This is a genomic window from Franconibacter helveticus LMG 23732 (genome assembly GCF_000463115.2).
Taxonomy (GTDB): domain Bacteria; phylum Pseudomonadota; class Gammaproteobacteria; order Enterobacterales; family Enterobacteriaceae; genus Franconibacter; species Franconibacter helveticus.
This window is the reverse complement of sequence record NZ_AWFX01000006.1, coordinates 79299-95932: the sequence shown is the minus strand read 5'-3', so window position 1 is coordinate 95932 and position 16634 is coordinate 79299. Positions and strand designations below refer to the sequence as shown.

The 16634-nt window shown below is 58.5% G+C and carries 19 protein-coding genes; 16 read left to right on the top strand and 3 right to left on the bottom strand.

From position 1 onward, the window contains the following. The 8 genes from DW56_RS23095 (at position 1) to DW56_RS02245 (ending at position 5423) form a co-directional block, all read left to right on the top strand. Entirely contained in the window at positions 1-57 is a 57-nt protein-coding gene (locus DW56_RS23095; protein WP_003032489.1) for an IS1 family transposase, read from the top strand. 251 nt (positions 58-308) lie between these two features. Next, positions 309-1853 carry a methyl-accepting chemotaxis protein gene (locus DW56_RS02275; RefSeq protein WP_024552978.1) on the top strand — a complete coding sequence of 515 codons (1545 nt, stop codon included), beginning with the start codon at positions 309-311 and terminating at the stop codon, positions 1851-1853. A 162-nt stretch (positions 1854-2015) separates the two neighbouring features. After that, positions 2016-2741, top strand: a complete 726-nt coding sequence (gene phnF, locus DW56_RS02270; RefSeq protein WP_024552977.1) for a phosphonate metabolism transcriptional regulator PhnF — start codon at positions 2016-2018, stop codon at positions 2739-2741. Between the two features lie 113 nt (positions 2742-2854). Continuing rightward, the gene (gene phnH, locus DW56_RS02265) at positions 2855-3439 is read left to right on the top strand and encodes a phosphonate C-P lyase system protein PhnH (RefSeq protein WP_024552976.1); all 585 of its coding nucleotides are present in this window, start codon (positions 2855-2857) and stop codon (positions 3437-3439) included. A 107-nt stretch (positions 3440-3546) separates the two neighbouring features. After that, positions 3547-3981 (top strand): aminoalkylphosphonate N-acetyltransferase, encoded by a 435-nt coding sequence (gene phnO, locus DW56_RS02260; protein ID WP_024552975.1) that lies wholly within the window; start codon positions 3547-3549, stop codon positions 3979-3981. Positions 3982-3990: 9 nt separating this feature from the next. Then, complete coding sequence (gene phnP / locus DW56_RS02255; RefSeq protein WP_024552974.1) at positions 3991-4749, top strand: phosphonate metabolism protein PhnP; 759 nt, start codon at positions 3991-3993, stop codon at positions 4747-4749. A 106-nt stretch (positions 4750-4855) separates the two neighbouring features. After that, a complete protein-coding gene (locus tag DW56_RS02250) occupies positions 4856-5110 on the top strand; it encodes a hypothetical protein (protein ID WP_234409203.1) in 255 nt (84 codons plus the stop codon). Next, positions 5082-5423 carry a low molecular weight protein tyrosine phosphatase family protein gene (locus DW56_RS02245; protein WP_024552972.1) on the top strand — a complete coding sequence of 114 codons (342 nt, stop codon included), beginning with the start codon at positions 5082-5084 and terminating at the stop codon, positions 5421-5423. The genes DW56_RS02250 and DW56_RS02245 overlap by 29 nt, the downstream gene beginning before the upstream one ends. 1 nt (position 5424) lies before the next feature. Here the strand turns inward: DW56_RS02245 and yjdP are convergent, their stop codons facing one another. After that, positions 5425-5793: a DDRRRQL repeat protein YjdP gene (gene yjdP, locus DW56_RS02240; protein WP_024552971.1), complete on the bottom strand. Its 369-nt coding sequence runs from the start codon at positions 5791-5793 to the stop codon at positions 5425-5427. A gap of 78 nt (positions 5794-5871) precedes the next feature. Further along, positions 5872-8436 carry an ATP-binding protein gene (locus DW56_RS02235; RefSeq protein ID WP_024552970.1) on the bottom strand — a complete coding sequence of 855 codons (2565 nt, stop codon included), beginning with the start codon at positions 8434-8436 and terminating at the stop codon, positions 5872-5874. A gap of 183 nt (positions 8437-8619) precedes the next feature. Between DW56_RS02235 and DW56_RS02230 the strand changes: the two genes are divergently transcribed. From DW56_RS02230 to DW56_RS02200, 8 genes are all read left to right on the top strand, one after another. Next, positions 8620-10143 carry a sugar ABC transporter ATP-binding protein gene (locus tag DW56_RS02230; RefSeq protein ID WP_024552969.1) on the top strand — a complete coding sequence of 508 codons (1524 nt, stop codon included), beginning with the start codon at positions 8620-8622 and terminating at the stop codon, positions 10141-10143. Between the two features lie 76 nt (positions 10144-10219). Next, complete coding sequence (locus DW56_RS02225; RefSeq protein ID WP_110876693.1) at positions 10220-11161, top strand: ABC transporter permease subunit; 942 nt, start codon at positions 10220-10222, stop codon at positions 11159-11161. Between the two features lie 31 nt (positions 11162-11192). Beyond that, complete coding sequence (locus tag DW56_RS02220; protein ID WP_024552967.1) at positions 11193-12137, top strand: ABC transporter substrate-binding protein; 945 nt, start codon at positions 11193-11195, stop codon at positions 12135-12137. Between the two features lie 72 nt (positions 12138-12209). Beyond that, a complete protein-coding gene (locus tag DW56_RS02215; RefSeq protein WP_024552966.1) occupies positions 12210-12893 on the top strand; it encodes a D-lyxose/D-mannose isomerase in 684 nt (227 codons plus the stop codon). A 12-nt stretch (positions 12894-12905) separates the two neighbouring features. Beyond that, positions 12906-13766, top strand: coding sequence for a ketose 1,6-bisphosphate aldolase (locus DW56_RS02210; RefSeq protein ID WP_024552965.1), 861 nt, complete (start codon positions 12906-12908; stop codon positions 13764-13766). A gap of 9 nt (positions 13767-13775) precedes the next feature. Further along, positions 13776-14783: a carbohydrate kinase family protein gene (locus tag DW56_RS02205; protein WP_024552964.1), complete on the top strand. Its 1008-nt coding sequence runs from the start codon at positions 13776-13778 to the stop codon at positions 14781-14783. A gap of 281 nt (positions 14784-15064) precedes the next feature. Continuing rightward, a complete protein-coding gene (locus DW56_RS21180; protein WP_071789762.1) occupies positions 15065-15181 on the top strand; it encodes a Hok/Gef family protein in 117 nt (38 codons plus the stop codon). A 441-nt stretch (positions 15182-15622) separates the two neighbouring features. Continuing rightward, positions 15623-15775 (top strand): Hok/Gef family protein, encoded by a 153-nt coding sequence (locus DW56_RS02200; RefSeq protein WP_035889373.1) that lies wholly within the window; start codon positions 15623-15625, stop codon positions 15773-15775. A gap of 82 nt (positions 15776-15857) precedes the next feature. Here the strand turns inward: DW56_RS02200 and DW56_RS02195 are convergent, their stop codons facing one another. Continuing rightward, entirely contained in the window at positions 15858-16589 is a 732-nt protein-coding gene (locus DW56_RS02195) for a response regulator (protein ID WP_024561945.1), read from the bottom strand. Between the last annotated feature and the right edge of the window lie 45 nt (positions 16590-16634).

Here is a 16634-nt window from a genome sequence, read left to right as displayed (position 1 = left end):
GTGGAGCTGCATGACAAAGTCATCGGGCATTATCTGAACATAAAACACTATCAATAAGTTGGAGTCATTACCAATTTATTATTTATTCCATAAAAAACCATATGCCGCGCATTTCAGATAAAACCTTTTACAATCAACCAATTATAGCAATGGTTAAATTTTAATTACCCACACTTAACTTATTGCGCTTTTTTATTTCCCCGATCTGTTACCGGTAAAACATTTTTTCTTTATAGCCTAAAGTACTGAACACTTTCGCCGAAAATAAAAATAATAAGCAACGTTAATGAAAAGCCCCTGGTGAAATTATGCGCAAGTCTCTCTTCGTAACGGATACAGAATATATTCTGCATGACGATGCGACCTTAATGTCAACAACCGATACCCGCAGTTATATCACTTATACCAATGAGAGTTTTATTGAGGCCAGCGGTTTCGAAAGCGACGAGCTTATCGGACAACCTCATAATCTGGTGCGCCATCCCGATATGCCTGCGCAAGTTTTCGAAGACATGTGGGCGACGCTGAAAAAAGGCGAACCCTGGACGGGCCTTGTTAAAAACCGCCGTAAGAACGGCGACTTTTACTGGGTTCGGGCAAATGCCGTTCCCATTGTGCGCAACAATCAAACCCAGGGCTTTATGTCGATTCGCACCAAAGCCAGCCGCGAAGAGATTGAAGAGGCGCAGCGAATTTACCAGGCGATGAACAGCGGTCGGTTAAAAGGCTGGCGTTTTCATCGCGGTTTACTGGTGCGTCGCGGCGCCGGCGCCCTGCTTACGCCTTTCAGAACGCTGTCGCTGCGCTGGCGTCTGCGCGTGCCGCTGCTGGCGCTGCTGGCGGCGAGCGCCCTGGCGCTCTGGTGGGCGGGCTTGCCGCTTTATCTGGCGGGCGCGCTGTTCGGCGGCCAGCTGCTGGCTGCGCTGCTGCTGGGCGTCTGGCTGGAAGCGCAGGTGGTTCGCCCAATGGAGAAAGTATGCCAGCAGGCATTACGCGTCGCGACGGGCGCCAGCCATAGCGTGGATCATACGCAGCGCGCCGATGAAACGGGCGTCATGCTGCGCGCCATCAGCCAGCTGGGCCTGATGTTCCGCTGGCTGATTAACGATGTCTCAAGTCAGGTGCACTGCGTACGCAACGGCAGCGACCGGCTGGCGCAGGGCAATGATGAACTGAACGAGCGAACTCGCCAGACCGCGGTTAACGTTCAGCAAACGCTCGCGACCATGAACCAGATGTCCGCCACGGTACAAAGCAACACGGCAACCGCGCAGGAGGCGAATACCCTTTCCCGCAGCGCCCGCCTGGCGGCGCAAAACGGCGGCGAAGCGATGCAGACGCTGGTAACGACGATGGATCAAATCGCCTCCAGCACGGCTGAAATCAGCAGCATCACCTCGCTTATCGACAGCATTGCCTTCCAGACCAATATCCTGGCGCTTAACGCCGCGGTGGAAGCCGCCCGCGCAGGCGAGCAGGGCAAAGGGTTCGCCGTAGTGGCGGGCGAAGTGCGAAGCCTCGCAAGCCGCAGCGCCACAGCCGCCAGCAATATTCGCCAGTTAATAGAAGCCAGCGCCGACAAAGTGCAGTCCGGCGCGGTGCATGTGCAGGAGGCGGGCCAGACCATGCATGACATCGTCGACAGGGTGAAAAACGTCAGCGGTTTGATTGCCCAGATAAGCGACGCCACCGCGCATCAGGCGCAGGGGCTGAGTGAACTTACCCGCGCTGTGGACGAGCTGGATGATATTACCCAGCAAAACGCGACGCTGGTTGAACAGGGGGCGCAGGCCTCCGCCGCCGTAAAAAGCCAGGCAACCCGGCTTGCCGACGCGGTCGCGGTATTCCGCTGATTTTCAAAGCGGGCTGCCCCGGCGGCCTGCTTTTTCATCGCGCTGCAATCTCAGTTTCACTTAATCGTCATCTTCTGCGCTCAGCATGGCTTTATGGCTGAACCAGATCCCTGCGCTGGCGGCCCCGGTCTTTTCCTGCATGACCATGAGGCACCGCTTACCATGCACTTATCCAGACATCCGACCAGCTTTCCCACGCGCTATCAGGAAATTGCCGCCCGGCTTGAGCAAGAGCTTCGTCATTACCGCTGCGGCGATTACCTGCCTGCGGAAAGCCAGCTTGCCGCCCGCTACCAGGTAAACCGCCATACCCTTCGCCGCGCTATTGATGAGCTGGTCGAGCGCGGCTGGGTGCAGCGGCGCCAGGGCGTCGGCGTGCTGGTGCTTATGCGCCCGTTCGATTACCCGCTCAATGCCCGCACGCGCTTTAGCCAGAACCTGCTTGAGCAGGGCAGCCACCCCACCAGCGAGAAATTACTGGCGGTGCTGCGCCCCGCTTCCTCTGTCGTGGCGCAAGCGCTTGGCGTGGCGGAAGGCGAAAACGTTATCCATCTGCGTACGCTTCGTCGGGTCAACGGCGTGGCTGTCTGCTTAATCGATCACTATTTTGCCGAACTGCGCTGGTGGCCGCAGCTGCGGCAGTTTACCAGCGGTTCGCTGCACGATTTTCTTAACGACCGGCTCGGCGTGGCGCTGATGCGCACCCGGACGCGCATCAGCGCCCGTCCCGCCCAGGCGAAAGAGAGCCGCTGGCTTGAAATTCCCAACCTGTCGCCGCTGTTGTGCGTGCGCACGCTTAACCATCGCGAAGGCGAACCCCGGGCGGCGGAGTATTCCGTGAGCCTCAACCGCGCCGACATGATCGAATTCACAATGGAACACGAATGAGCCAGCCGGCGCGCCCTGCGTATCGCACTGTCCCTTTGACTTTCTGTGTGCCTTTTATCGCCCGGCAAACGCCGCCGGGCTTTTTTTATTGCGCCGATGCGCGGAGAAATTGCATGATCTTGACCCCTGATTACCCTGCCACCCTTCACGATGCGCAACAGAGCTTTCGCCGTCTGCTTAAAGCCATGAGCGAGCCGGGCGTTATTGTTTCGCTTTCGCAGGTCAGCCATGGCTGGCAACCGCTTGGCGTCGCCACCAGCAGCCTGCTGCTGACGCTTGCCGACAGCGCCACGCCGGTCTGGCTCGCCCCGCCTTTCGCCAACGACATGGTGCGCCAGAACCTGCGCCTTCATACTGGCGCGCCGCTGTGCGAAGCGCCTGAGCACGCCATTTTCGCCGTGACCGACGAGAAGATGAACGCCGAAACCTTCGCGGTGCTTGCACAGGCAAGCGCGCGCATGCCGGAAAGCGGCATCACCTTAATTATGCAAGTGGCGAGCCTGAGCGGCGGGCGCATGTTGCGCCTGACCGGCGCGGGTATCACCGAAGAGCGCATGGTGGCGCCGCAACTGCCGGAAAGCCTGATCCATATGCTGGATGAACATCCGTACGCGCTTGCGCCTGGCCTGGATCTCATACTTACCTGCGGCGAGCGCCTGCTGGCTATTCCTCATGCTACCCATGTGGAAGCCTGCTAGTACTGGCGGCCTGCGTTAAGCATTCTGGCGGAGGTTGAACAGCCGGGAGTCTGCTACAGTCAGTCGACGTTTTTTAACCCGGCGATCATCCCTCCAGGAGAAACCTCATGCCAGCTTGTGAACTCCGCCGCGCGACGATTGAAGACAGCGACGCCGTTTACGCTCTTATCTGCGAGCTGAAACAGCACGCTTTTGACCATCACGAGTTTAATGTCGGCTTCGCCGCCAACCTGAGCGACCCGAACCTGCGTTACCAGCTGGCGCTGCTTGAAGGCGACATTGTGGGGATGATTGGCCTGCATCTGCAATTTCATCTGCACCATGTAAACTGGATTGGCGAGATTCAGGAACTGGTGGTGATGCCGCAGGCGCGCGGGCTGGGCGTGGGCAGCCAACTGCTCGCCTGGGCCGAAACGCAGGCCCGGGAGGCGGGCGCTGAGATGGCGGAGCTTTCCACTAACGTAACGCGCGTGGACGCGCACCGTTTTTACCAGCGTGAAGGGTATACACAGAGCCATTTTCGCTTCACCAAGCCGCTGTAAGGAGGGTCGATGAGCCTGAAAATAACCCTGACCGGCACAGGCGGCGCGCAGGGGGTGCCCGTCTGGGGCTGCCGCTGCGCCGCCTGCGAGCGGGCACGCGAAGCGCCTGCGCATCGCCGTAGGCCCTGTAGCGCGGTAGTGAAGTTTAATACGTCGGTTACGCTGCTGGATGCCGGCATGCCGGATTTAGCAGAACGCTGGCAGCCGGGCGAGTTCCGCCAGTTTTTGCTAACGCACTACCATATGGATCATGTGCAGGCGCTTTTCACGCTGCGCTGGGGCGCAGGCGAGAAGATCCCGGTTTACGGCCCCCCTGATGAAGCGGGCTGCGACGATCTTTTCAAACACCCTGGCGTGCTTGATTTCAGCCATACCGTCGAGCCGTTTGTGGTGTTTGATTTGCAAGGGTTGCAGGTGACGCCCGTGCCGCTCATTCATTCAAAGCTTACGTTCGGTTATCTGCTGGAAAGCGCGCATAGCCGCGTGGCATGGCTTTGCGACACCGCCGGGCTGCCGGAAAAATCACTGAAGTTCTTACAGGCCAGTCGCCCTGATGTGATAGTGATCGACTGTAGCCATGAGCCGCGTCCGCAGACGCCGGCTAACCATTGCGATCTGAACACCGTCATCGCGCTTAATGAGCAGATCCGCTGCCCGCGCGTCGTGCTGAACCATATCAGCCACCAGTTCGACGTCTGGATGATGCGCAATCCGCTGCCCGCAGGCTTCGAAGCGGGGTTTGACGGCATGGTGATAGCGCTGGACTAACAAAAAAAGGGGGGATGACTTCTCCTCAGCCTGCATTAAAATGGCCCCGCTTAGCCTCTCTGTATTATCGCGGCTGCTGAACCCGATAAATCTGACCAGAGAGAAAATGATGGAACCATCCCGTACGCGGGCCTGGCGGCTTAGCCAAAAGCGGCGCAACCAGTCCCGTGATGTGCACACCGCCCTGCTGCGCTTTCGCGGCGAAAAGCAGTGGAAGATGCTTTATCTTCGTTCCTGCAAGCTTGCCCGCGCGGCGCAACTGGGAATGACCTACCCGCGCATCACCAACAAGCAACTTGCGCGCGAAGGCCTGGAAGAATACCGCCTCGTTAATGAATGTCCTGTTTATTTGCAGCCGTAATCAATGGCGAAGCCCCACGGCGGAACAGCTGTTCCGCCGTTATCCGGGCCTTTGCGCCCGTTCCGCCGGCACCAGCCGCCATGCCAGAAATGTCGTCACGGCAGAGCTTCTCAAATGGGCCGACGTCATTTGCGTGATGGAGCAAAAGCACAAACAGCGGCTTGTCGCCGACTGGCGTCGGCTCATTGAGCATAAACCGCTGCATGTGCTCGATATTCCTGACGATTACCTGTTCATGTCCACCGAACTTATCGACATCCTGAACGCAACGGTTCCTGCGGTTCTGGGGTTATCCCCTTCCCGCCCGGCGTAACTTAACGGTCATACTCCTCTTCAAGACGACGCTCCTCGCGCTCAAGCTGGCGGCGCTCGTCATCAAGCTGCCGCTGCCGGTCGGCCAGCTGACGACGCCTGTCTTCCAGCTGGCGACGGCGGTCCTCATACTGACGGCGCGCTTCATCGCTGCGGCGATAATCTTCTTCGTCACGGCGACGTTGCTCCTCGTCACGACGGCGGTCGTCCTCTTCATAGCGGTCGTCTGCTGGCGTATAAGCGTCGTTAATCGCCTGCGAGATAGAATTGACGGTGTTATCCAGAATATTGTCGAGATTATCGGCCTGCGCCAGATGCACGGAGCTTAGCGAAAGCGCGCCAAAAAACAGGGCGCGGAGGTAATGTTTCATAGCGTCAGTCTCAGCGGTTGACTGCGTGTGACTTTGCAAAAACCCCGCCGCGTTCTGAAGCGGACGATTCTCAAATCCTTAGCTGGGCTTTTGTTCATGCAGCGCACTTGCCAACGCTTCGCGGGTAAAAGGCTTACGCAGCAGCGTAACGTCCGGCAGGCGGGGCGTGCTGTCGGGGCGCAGATCCTGGCCGCTGATTAACAGCAGTTGCAGATGCGGGTAACGCTCCCGGGCATAATGCATAACGTCCGCGCCGCTAAGGCGCCCCGGCAGCATCAGATCGCTGATAAAAAGCCGGATATCAGGCGCGCTATCCAGCAAGCGTTTCGCCTCTTCGCCGCTTTCCGCCTCAAGCGTCAGCCAGCCGAGCTGATGAAGCTGCTCGCACAGCGTCTGGCGCACGTCAGGCTCATCTTCCAGCACCAGCGCAAGCTGCGCTTCGCCGTGAACGCGCTGCGCGCTTTCTTTGCGGTTTTCCGCTTTGGCCTGCGCAGGCGCGCGCGGCAGTTGCAAACGCACCGTGGTGCCCTGCCGGGGCGCGCTCTCAATCTCCACCCGCCCGCCAGACTGGCGGACAAAACCATACACCATGGAAAGCCCCAGTCCGCTGCCGCTGCCGGTGGGTTTGGTGGTGAAAAAAGGTTCAAACACCTGCGCTTTTACCTCGGCCGACATGCCGCAGCCGCTGTCGATAACCTCCAGCGCCACCATATCCTGACGCCGCCCGTCGCCGCGCGTAACCCGCTGGTTCCAGGTCCGCAGTTTAATGACTCCCTCGCGGCCTTCCATCGCATCCCGGGCGTTCATCACCAGATTGATGATCGCGTTTTCCAGCTGGTTTGCGTCTATCCAGGCGGCCCAGGCAGGCTGCTGCGCTTCGGTTTCAAGCGTTACGGATGCCGGCAGCGAGTGGCGGATCAGCTCCTGCACGTTTTCCAGCAAGGGTTTCATCGCCACCGCCCGCGGGTTCAGCGATTGTTTGCGGGAGAAAGCCAGCAGCCGCGCCGTAAGCTGCGCGCCGCGCCCGGCGGCTTTTAGGGCACGGTTAATGCGCGCCTCTTCTGGCGTTCCGGGCGGGATCAGCTCAAGACTGCCGATAATAACCGCCAGCAGGTTGTTGAAATCATGCGCCAGCCCGCCGGTAAGCTGCCCCACCGCTTTCATTTTCTGGCTGTGCACCAGCGCCTCTTCCAGCCCTTTACGCTCGGTGCGGTCCAGCACCACGTTCACCATGCCGCGCCCCGGCACCGGGCTAAAGCGCAGCTCAATCGTGCGGCCATCGTGCAACCGCAACTCCTGCGGCCTGGGGCGCGGGCGTAAAAAGTTATCCGGCAGCAGCGGTTGCTGCGGCGCGACCTGGCGCAGCAGCGTCTGGTAATGCATGCCGCGTTGCAGCTTATCTGCCGCCAGCCCCAGCAACACCGGATACTGCGGGTTCCAGACCACCAGCACGCCCTGATTGTCAAACAGCGCAAAACCGTCGCGCATGGCGTGGAAGGTGGTTTCCAGCTGCGTGCTTTTCTCCTTAAGCAAGCGTGAGGCGTGCTCCAGCGAGGCCGTATTGCGGGCGAAGACGTTAAACGCCCGTGCCAGCTCTCCGAGTTCATCGCGCCGCTGCTGGGCGGGCACCGTAACATCATGTTCGCCGCGAGCGAGCCGCGTCATCGCCCCGGAGATGGCCGCCAGGCTCGATCCCAGATTGCGGTAGATATACCAGCCCGCAAAACCGGTTATGACCAGCGCCAGTAGAGCAAAGGCGGAAATAAACAGAATGATGGAGCGCAGCTCGCGGTGGCTCTGGGCAGTGCGCGCCTGGGACTCCTGCGCTACCCGCTGCACATAGTGGTTAATATCGGCATTGAGAAAAGCCACCAGCGCTTTGATATGGTACATGTACCAGCTTATCGCCAGGTCGCTGTCGTCCAGCGCTTGCGAAAGCGGCGCCAGGCGGCGCAGTTCGCGGTTGAAGTCCAGTAAAATGGCATTCTGCACCGGATTGCGCGCGCTTTCAGGCAACCCTGCCATCACCTCATTCAACTGTTCAATAGCGGCTTTTGGCGCTGGGGTGCGTATCGATGCCGCAATGAGCCGATCCATTTCGCCGAGCAGGGCTGGCGCGGGCACGTTATTGCCATCGCGCTGGTTGAGCGCCTGAAGATGGCGCAGGTAGCTCTGGTTCTGGTAGAGCGAGCTTAGCAACGCGTTGCGCTCCAGATGACGGCGCTGGCCGCGTTGCAGCATGCCGGTAACGCTACTTTGCAGTTCAATGCTGCGGCGAATAATGCTGGCGACCAGCCGCGGTTCAAGCTGCGCCAGCGGCGCCTCGGCCAGCTGTCGCAGCGACTGTTCCAGCGCCTGCTGGGTCGCCTTCAGGCGCGCCGCCTCGCTCTGGTACTCCAGCGCGCCCACGACGGTGGAAAGGCGTACCGCCGCCGTCGCCACATTCGCCGTATCGCGCGCCAGCGCCAGGCTGCCGCCCATATCGCTTAAGGTCTGCTCCTGCACCTGTTCCTGAAGCTGGCTTGCGTGACGAAAGCCGAACACCGCCACGCCGCTCACCATTAACGTAACCGCCACCACCAGCAGGTTGAAAAACAGCAGCCGTCCGCGGGCGCTGGAAAAAAAACGGCTGCTCGTGCTCATGGGCGGCTCCGCCTGGTGAATTTCCCTCACTATCGGCGAGCCGTATAAAAGTGAAACGCTGTCGTCGCGGTAATGTGATCGCGGTTAACTATTCAACACTATGACAATTATGAACAGCGGATGACATGTTCTGTTTACCGCGCAATGGTGGAGTGGCGCTACGACCTTACGCAGGAGTACGCCATGAGCAGCCCCCCTATTCTTGAAATGCGCGACATCGCCAAAGCGTTCGGCAAATTTTACGCGCTAAAGGGCGTCAGCCTGACGGTTTACCCCGGCGAAATCCATGCCCTGATGGGCGAGAACGGCGCAGGTAAAAGCACGCTGATGAAAATTCTCGCTGGCGCTTACACCGCCACCAGCGGCGACATTTTTATTGATGGCAAGCCGCACCCGATACGTGGCCCGAAAGATGCGCTGGCGGCAGGCATCACCCTGATTTACCAGGAGATGCAGCTTGCGCCAAACCTGACGGTGGCGGAGAACATTTTTCTTGGCAGCGAGCTTTCCCGCGGCGGGCTGGTGCAGCGTAAAGAGATGGTGTTGCAGGCGCAAAACGTCATTAACCGCCTCGGCGCGCAGTTTAACGCCAGCGATCGGGTAATGAAGCTCACCATTGCCGAACAGCAGCAGGTGGAAATCGCCCGCGCGTTGCACCGCAACAGCCGGGTGCTGGTGATGGACGAACCTACCGCCGCCCTCTCCTCACGAGAAACCCAGCGTTTATTTGCGCTGATTATGCGCCTGCGCGACGAGGGCATGGCGATTATTTATATCAGCCACCGCATGGCGGAGGTTTATGAGCTTTCCGATCGGGTAAGCGTGCTGCGCGACGGGCAATACGTAGGCAGCCTGACGCGCGACAAGCTCAACGCCTCTGAACTGGTGCGCATGATGGTGGGCCGCCCGCTAAGCGATCTCTTTAACAAGGAGCGGGATATTCCGCTCGGCAGTCCCCGGCTGGCGGTGCATCACCTTACCGATGATAAAAAAGTGCAGCCCTCAAGTTTGCTGGTGCGCTCAGGGGAAATTGTCGGCCTCGCGGGCCTGGTTGGCGCAGGCCGCTCAGAGCTGGCGCAGCTGATTTTCGGCGTGCGTAAAGCGACCGGCGGCAGCATTGAGATTGACGGCGAGCCGGTCGTTATCCATTCGCCGCGCGAAGCCATCGATCACGGCATCGGCTTTCTGACGGAAAACCGCAAAGAGCAAGGCCTGTTCCTGGAGATGGCGGCGGCGGAAAACATCACCATGGCGACGCTTGAGCGCGACGCGAGCTACGGCCTGCTTGACCGGAAAAAAGCGCAGACCATTTCCGACGACGCCATCGCTTCGCTGAATATCCGCGTACCGCACGCCCAGGTGCGCGCAGGCGGGCTCTCCGGCGGCAACCAGCAAAAGCTGCTGATCTCCCGCTGGGTGGCTATCGGCCCGCGCATTCTGATCCTTGATGAACCCACGCGCGGCGTGGACGTGGGCGCCAAAAGCGAGATCTACCGGATCATGAACCAGATGGCGCGCCGCGGCGTGGCGATCCTGATGATCTCAAGCGAACTGCCGGAAGTGGTGGGCATGAGCGACCGTGTTTATGTCATGCGCGAAGGCCATATCGCCGGCGAGCTGACGGGCGGCGACATTACCCAGGAGAAGATCATGACGCTGGCGACCGGCGTTACCGAAGCGCATCAACAGGCGGTGCAACATGACTAAACTTTCCCCCACACAAAAGAACACCACCGTGACCTCTTCTGGCCGGGAAGCCGTAAAAACCGCTTCGGCGAAGAAAATGCTGTTCAGCGATTTGACGCAAACGGTCGGTATTCTGCCGATTCTTATTCTGATCGTGGCCGTTTTCGGCTTTATCGCGCCGAACTTTTTTACCGAAAGCAACCTGCTGAATATCACCCGTCAGGCCTCCATTAATATCGTCCTGGCGGCCGGGATGACATTTATCATTCTGACCGGCGGCATCGATCTTTCCGTCGGCTCTATTCTTGGCACCACGGCGGTGGCGGCAATGGTGGTTTCGCTGATGCCGGAGCTTTCCATGCTTTCCATTCCGGCGGCGCTGCTGCTGGGGCTCGCGCTTGGCCTGTTCAACGGCGCGCTGGTGGCTTTCGCCGGGCTGCCGCCGTTTATCGTCACGCTGGGTACCTATACCGCCCTGCGCGGAGCCGCCTATCTGCTGGCGGACGGCACCACGGTCATTAACTCCAGCATTAATTTTGAATGGATCGGCAATGCCTATCTGGGGCCGCTCCCCTGGCTTGTGGTGATTGCGCTGCTGGTGATCGCAATCTGCTGGTTCATTTTGCGGCGCACCACCCTTGGCGTGCATATCTACGCGGTGGGCGGCAACATGCAGGCGGCGCGGCTTACCGGCATTAAAGTGTGGCTGGTGCTGCTCTTTGTCTATGGCATGAGCGGGCTGCTCTCCGGTCTTGGCGGGTTAATGAGCGCGTCGCGGCTGTACAGCGCCAACGGCAACCTGGGCGTCGGTTATGAGCTGGACGCTATCGCGGCGGTCATCCTCGGCGGCACCAGCTTCGTCGGCGGCATTGGCACTATCACCGGCACGCTGGTGGGCGCGCTGATTATCGCCACGCTCAACAACGGCATGACGCTGATGGGCGTCTCTTATTTCTGGCAACTGGTGATCAAAGGGGCGGTGATCATCATTGCGGTGCTGATAGACAAATACCGTACCCGACACCATCAAAGTGCATAACAAAAATACCCTACAAACTGAGGAGAACAGCATGCGTTTGAAACCTCTTGTCACCGCCCTGTGCGTCGGCGCGCTGCTTGCCGGCAGCCCGTTCGCCCAGGCAGCAAAAGAGCTGAAGTCAATCGGCGTTACCGTAGGCGACCTCGCCAACCCTTTCTTCGTCCAGATAACCAAAGGGGCGGAGCTGGAAGCGCGCAAGCTGGCGGGCGATAACGTCAAAGTGACGCTGGTTTCCAGCGGCTACGACCTCGGCCAGCAGGTATCGCAAATTGATAACTTTATCGCCGCGAAAGTCGACATGATCATCCTTAATGCCGCCGACTCCAAAGGCATCGGCCCGGCGGTGAAGCGCGCCAAAGAAGCGGGCATCGTGGTGGTGGCGGTAGACGTCGCCGCTGAAGGGGCGGACGCCACGATCACCTCTGACAACACCCAGGCGGGGGAAATGGCCTGCAAATACATTGCCGATCGCCTGAAAAACAAAGGCAACGTGGTGATCATCAACGGGCCGCCGGTCTCCGCCGTGCAAAACCGCGTGGAAGGCTGCCAGACGGAATTTAAAAAACACCCGGACATAAAAGTGCTTTCCTGGAACCAGAACGCCAAAGGCAGCCGTGAAGGCGGGCTTGAAGTAATGACCTCGCTGCTGGCGGCGAACCCGAAGATTGACGGCGTGTTTGCCATCAACGACCCGACGGCGATCGGCGCGGATCTGGCGGCGAAGCAGGCGCAGCGCAACGAATTCTTTATCGTCGGCGTGGACGGCTCGCCGGATGCGGAAGAGGCGCTCAAGCGCGGTAACTCGCTGTTTGTGGCAACCCCCGCGCAAGACCCGCAGGTGATGGCGGCGAAAGCGGTGGAGATTGGCTACGACATCCTGCAAGGCAAACCTGCGCCGAAAGCGCCAGTGCTGATCCCGGTGACGATGATCGATAAAAACAACGTCGGCAATTATAAGGGCTGGACGGTGAAATAAGGCCGCCTCTCCCTCTCTCCCCTGTGCGGGAGAGAGGGAAAAATCAAGAGGCTGACGCACAGAGGAAGCTTTATGAAACGCTCCGCAATCAACGAAATTCTCGGCCATACGCGGCAGTTTTTCTCCCGCCACGACGTGCATCTGCCGCCTTTCGCCAGCTTCAGCCCGGCGAAATGGCGGCAGCTTAACGCCCACGACTGGCGCGAGGTATTTGATCTGAAGCTCGGCTGGGATGTCACCGCTTTCGGCGGCCAGGATTTCGCCGCTCAGGGGCTAACCCTTTTCACGCTGCGCAACGGTTCGCCCGATGGCGCGCCTTACGCCAAATGCTATGCCGAAAAAATCATGCACGTGCGCGACGGCCAGCTTACGCCGCTGCATTTCCACTGGCGAAAGCGCGAGGACATTATTAACCGCGGCGGCGGCAATTTAATTATCGAATTATGGGGCAGCGACGAGTTTGAACAGACCACGGTGAACGACGTGACGGTTGTTATCGATGGCTGCCGACAAACCCACGCCGCTGGCAGCCAGCTGCGCCTTTCGCCAGGGGAGAGCATCTGTCTGACGCCGGGCCTGTATCACAGCTTCTGGGGCGAAGCAGGGTTTGGCGACGTTTTAGTGGGCGAAGTGTCATCGGTTAATGATGATGACCGCGACAACCGCTTCTTAAAACCGCTGGCGCGCTTTAACACAATCGAAGAAGACGAAACCGCCCAGTTGCTGCTGTGCAACGACTATGACGTGTACCGCTAACAGGAGACGACAATGCCGCTGATTTCCCTCGCCGACGGGCTGGCGCACGCCCGCGAACATGGTTATGCGCTCGGCGCGTTTAATGTGCTCGACAGTCACTTTCTGCGCGCGCTGTTTGCCGCTGCACGCGAGGAGCGTTCGCCTTTTATTATTAATATCGCCGAGGTGCACTTTAAATACCTTTCCCTGCCTTCGCTGGTGGAAGCGGTAAAGTTTGAGGCGGCGCGTCACGATATTCCCGTGGTGCTTAACCTCGATCACGGCCTGCATTTTGACGCGGTAGTGCAGGCGCTGAGGCTTGGCTTCAGCTCGGTCATGTTTGACGGTTCAACGCTTGAGTACGATGAAAATATCCGCCAGACCCGCGAGGTGGTGAAAATGTGCCACGCCGTGGGCGTTTCGGTAGAGGCGGAGCTGGGAGCGGTAGGCGGCGACGAAGGCGGCGCGCTTTACGGCGAGGCGGACGAGGCAAAATTCACCGACCCGGCGATAGCGCGAGATTTTGTGGACCGAACCGGCATCGACGCGCTGGCGGTCGCCATCGGCAACGCGCACGGCAAATATAAGGGCGAGCCGAAACTGGATTTCGACCGCCTTTCCGCCATTCGTCAGCAAACCGGCCTGCCGCTGGTGCTGCATGGCGGCTCCGGCATCAGCGACGACGATTTCCGCAAGGCCATTTCGCTCGGCATTCATAAAATCAACTTTTACACCGGCATGTCGCAGGCGGCGCTGGGCGCGGTGGAGCAGCGGATGACAAACCGTCGCCCCATTTATGACGAGTTTGCCGAACTGCTGCTTGGCATTGAAGAGGCGATAACTGACGTTGTGGCCCGGCAGATGCGTATTTTCGGCAGCAACGGCAAAGCGTGAGGAGCCGGTATGAGCGAGCGCAAAGGCATTATCGCGGCGGGCAATATGCTGGTCGACCATGTTCATCAGATAAACGGCTGGCCGCAGCCGGGATGGCTTGCTGAGATAACCCACAGCGAACGCGCCACCGGCGGCGCGCCGCTGAACGTATTGCTGACGCTGGCTAAACTGCACGTCGGCCTGCCGTTGCAGGCGGTGGGGCTGACGGGCGAAGATGCCGATGGCGACTATATTCTGGCGATGCTGGAGCAATACCACGTTAACCGACAGCATGTACGCCGCACCGCCTTTGCCCCGACATCCATGTCGCAGGTGATGACCACGCCGGACGGTCAGCGCACATTTTTTCATTCGCCCGGCGCTAACCGGTTGCTCGACCTGCCAGCGTTCGACAGGCTGGATCCAGGGATGCGTATTTTTCATCTTGGCTACCTGTTGCTGCTCGACAGCCTCGACATGCCCGATGAGCAATACGGTACGCGCAGCGCGAGACTGCTGGCGCAAATGCAGCAGCAAGGGTATGAAACCTCGCTGGATCTTGTCTCCCGCCAGGGCGACCCGCGCTATCAACCGCTGGTGATGCCTGCGCTGCGCTGGCTGGATTATCTGGTCATCAATGAACTGGAAGCAGGCGAGTTTAGCGGCTTGCCGGTACGCCACGCTGACGGTACGCCGCACACCGATAACATTGCGGCGGCGGCAAGCCGTTTGCTGGAAGAAGGGGTGCGTCAGCGGGTAGTGATCCACTGCCCGGAAGGCGCATGGGGCGAGGAAGCAGGCAGCGAAGGCGTCTGGGTGCCATCCTGGAAGCTTGCGAAAGCGGAAATTGTCGGTAGCGTTGGCGCGGGCGATGCTTTCTGCGCGGGCCTGCTCTACGGCTGCCATGAACGCTGGCCGCTGACGGAAAGCATTAAGCTCGCTCACGCCTGCGCGCGCGCCAGCTTACTTTGCGCCAATGCAATTGACGGCGCGAAAACCCTGGCGGAATTAACCGCTTTTATAAGTGAAGCCGGTTAAATAAATCGATTACGCGATGCCGTATTAAAAAATAAATGCGCGGCTTTCATTCCAAAAAAATGCAAACAAGCCCGTTTTGTTTCATTAAATAATTTCATTTCCCCGACACCAGGAATTTATATAGGCTGTGCGACGGGTGCTTAAGGCTTTCTGTCTTAAGCATAAGTGAGGGACAGAAAGAGAAAAGCCCCGGGCATATTTCTATTAACCCGAGGCTATCCCTCAACTCCACACAAGTTGAGAATAGCCAATTACTCGCCGCAAGGCAAGGAGTAAAAGGCATGAAGCCATTAAAATACCGGTTAGCGTATCTGTTAATTATTTGCATAACCGTTCTGTTGCTCTCTTTATTTTATCGCGATTCCCTTTGCGAACTAAGAATAAGGAGCGGTACATAGGAAGTGGCGGCGATACTTGCCTGCGACAGCAGGTGATCCTTCCCGGGCGGGGCCTTCCCCGCCCGGTGGGTCAGTGGATGTGGCCTTAACGCACCCTTTCTTTTCTGCCAGCCCGGCGTTGCTTTCCCTCTTTGTAACAAGAAGGAATTTATCGGTTAATGTCTGCGAGCATTATTCTTAATTTTATTTCTTTTCTTTTTTTGCGAAGTACATTCCAGTGAAATGCAATTAGCAGAAAGAAATTACATCAAACAGATTATTTCTATTTCCAGCGGAACCCCTTATTATAGCGGCGGGTGCTTAAGGCTTTCTGTCTTAAGCATACGTGAGGGACAGAAAGAGAAAAGCCCCGGGCAATATTTCTATTAACCCGAGGCTATCCCTCAACTCCGACAAGTTGAGAATAGCCAATTACTCGTCGCAAGGCAAGGAGTAAAAGGCATGAAGCCATTAAAATACCGGTTAGCGTATCTGTTAATTATTTGTATAACCGTTCTGTTACTTTCTTTATTTTATCGCGATTCGCTTTGCGAAATAAAAATAAAGCATGGCGTACAGGAAGTGGCGGCAAAGTTAGCCTGTTCGGAACATTAACCCCGGCAGGAAACTAAACTCACCGGGCGGGGTTCGCCTCGCCCGGCTTGTTCGGGTTCAGAGGCCTTAACGCACCCTTTCTTTATGCTGCGCGTTCGGTTTGGGTCACGTCGGCGGCAAAGACGTAGCCCAGGCCGCGAATGGTGCGGATCAGCGAAGGCTGATGCGGGTTGGTTTCAATTTTGCGGCGCAAGCGCATCACCAGCACATCAATGGTGCGATCGAACACCTCAAGGCTTTCACTGTGGGTCAGCTCCAGCAGGCGCTCGCGGCTGAGCACCCGCCTTGCATTCTGCAACAGCGCCAGCAGCAGGCCATATTCGCCCTGGGTGAGCGTTACCGGCTGCTGCTGCGGGTTAATAAGCAGGCAGCGGGCGGTATCCAGACACCAGCCGTTAAAATGCATGCCGCTGGCGCGAGCGGGCGCAGGGTCGTTTTGCAGCGCGCCGGTGCGGCGCAGCACCGCTTTTACCCGCGCCACCACAACGCGCGGATTAAAAGGCTTGGCGATGTAATCATCTGCGCCCATCTCAAGGCCCACCACCACATCCGACTCGCTGCCAAGCCCGGTCAGCATGATAACCGGCAGCGTTGGGCGCTGGCGTTGCAGCTGCTGAAGCACCAGCAGGCCGTTAATATCGGGCAGCATCATATCCAGCAACGCCAGCGCGATATCCGGGCGCATTTGCGCAAGGCGCAGCGCATCGCCGCCGTTATGACAGAGGCAGACGTCAAAAACGTGCTCGCTGAAAACATCTGTTAACAGCTCGCAAATCGCCGGGTCGTCATCGACCACCATGATGGCAGGTTTCATCGTTTTCTCCGCCGGGAACCATTTATCCTGCAAAGAGTGTGCGCG

What these genes read in the sequence shown, in the direction of transcription:
- DW56_RS02215 (WP_024552966.1), top strand. Translation starts at nt 12,210, where the DNA reads ATGAAACGCTCCGCAATCAACGAAATTCTCGGCCATACGCGGCAGTTT.
- DW56_RS21180 (WP_071789762.1), top strand. Translation starts at nt 15,065, where the DNA reads ATGAAGCCATTAAAATACCGGTTAGCGTATCTGTTAATTATTTGCATA.
- yjdP (WP_024552971.1), bottom strand. Translation starts at nt 5,793, where the DNA reads ATGAAACATTACCTCCGCGCCCTGTTTTTTGGCGCGCTTTCGCTAAGC.
- DW56_RS02235 (WP_024552970.1), bottom strand. Translation starts at nt 8,436, where the DNA reads ATGAGCACGAGCAGCCGTTTTTTTTCCAGCGCCCGCGGACGGCTGCTG.
- phnO (WP_024552975.1), top strand. Translation starts at nt 3,547, where the DNA reads ATGCCAGCTTGTGAACTCCGCCGCGCGACGATTGAAGACAGCGACGCC.
- DW56_RS02225 (WP_110876693.1), top strand. Translation starts at nt 10,220, where the DNA reads ATGCTGTTCAGCGATTTGACGCAAACGGTCGGTATTCTGCCGATTCTT.
- DW56_RS02250 (WP_234409203.1), top strand. Translation starts at nt 4,856, where the DNA reads ATGATGGAACCATCCCGTACGCGGGCCTGGCGGCTTAGCCAAAAGCGG.
- phnP (WP_024552974.1), top strand. Translation starts at nt 3,991, where the DNA reads ATGAGCCTGAAAATAACCCTGACCGGCACAGGCGGCGCGCAGGGGGTG.
- phnF (WP_024552977.1), top strand. Translation starts at nt 2,016, where the DNA reads ATGCACTTATCCAGACATCCGACCAGCTTTCCCACGCGCTATCAGGAA.
- DW56_RS02220 (WP_024552967.1), top strand. Translation starts at nt 11,193, where the DNA reads ATGCGTTTGAAACCTCTTGTCACCGCCCTGTGCGTCGGCGCGCTGCTT.
- DW56_RS02210 (WP_024552965.1), top strand. Translation starts at nt 12,906, where the DNA reads ATGCCGCTGATTTCCCTCGCCGACGGGCTGGCGCACGCCCGCGAACAT.
- DW56_RS02275 (WP_024552978.1), top strand. Translation starts at nt 309, where the DNA reads ATGCGCAAGTCTCTCTTCGTAACGGATACAGAATATATTCTGCATGAC.
- DW56_RS02230 (WP_024552969.1), top strand. Translation starts at nt 8,620, where the DNA reads ATGAGCAGCCCCCCTATTCTTGAAATGCGCGACATCGCCAAAGCGTTC.
- DW56_RS02205 (WP_024552964.1), top strand. Translation starts at nt 13,776, where the DNA reads ATGAGCGAGCGCAAAGGCATTATCGCGGCGGGCAATATGCTGGTCGAC.
- DW56_RS02195 (WP_024561945.1), bottom strand. Translation starts at nt 16,589, where the DNA reads ATGAAACCTGCCATCATGGTGGTCGATGACGACCCGGCGATTTGCGAG.
- DW56_RS02200 (WP_035889373.1), top strand. Translation starts at nt 15,623, where the DNA reads ATGAAGCCATTAAAATACCGGTTAGCGTATCTGTTAATTATTTGTATA.
- phnH (WP_024552976.1), top strand. Translation starts at nt 2,855, where the DNA reads ATGATCTTGACCCCTGATTACCCTGCCACCCTTCACGATGCGCAACAG.
- DW56_RS02245 (WP_024552972.1), top strand. Translation starts at nt 5,082, where the DNA reads ATGAATGTCCTGTTTATTTGCAGCCGTAATCAATGGCGAAGCCCCACG.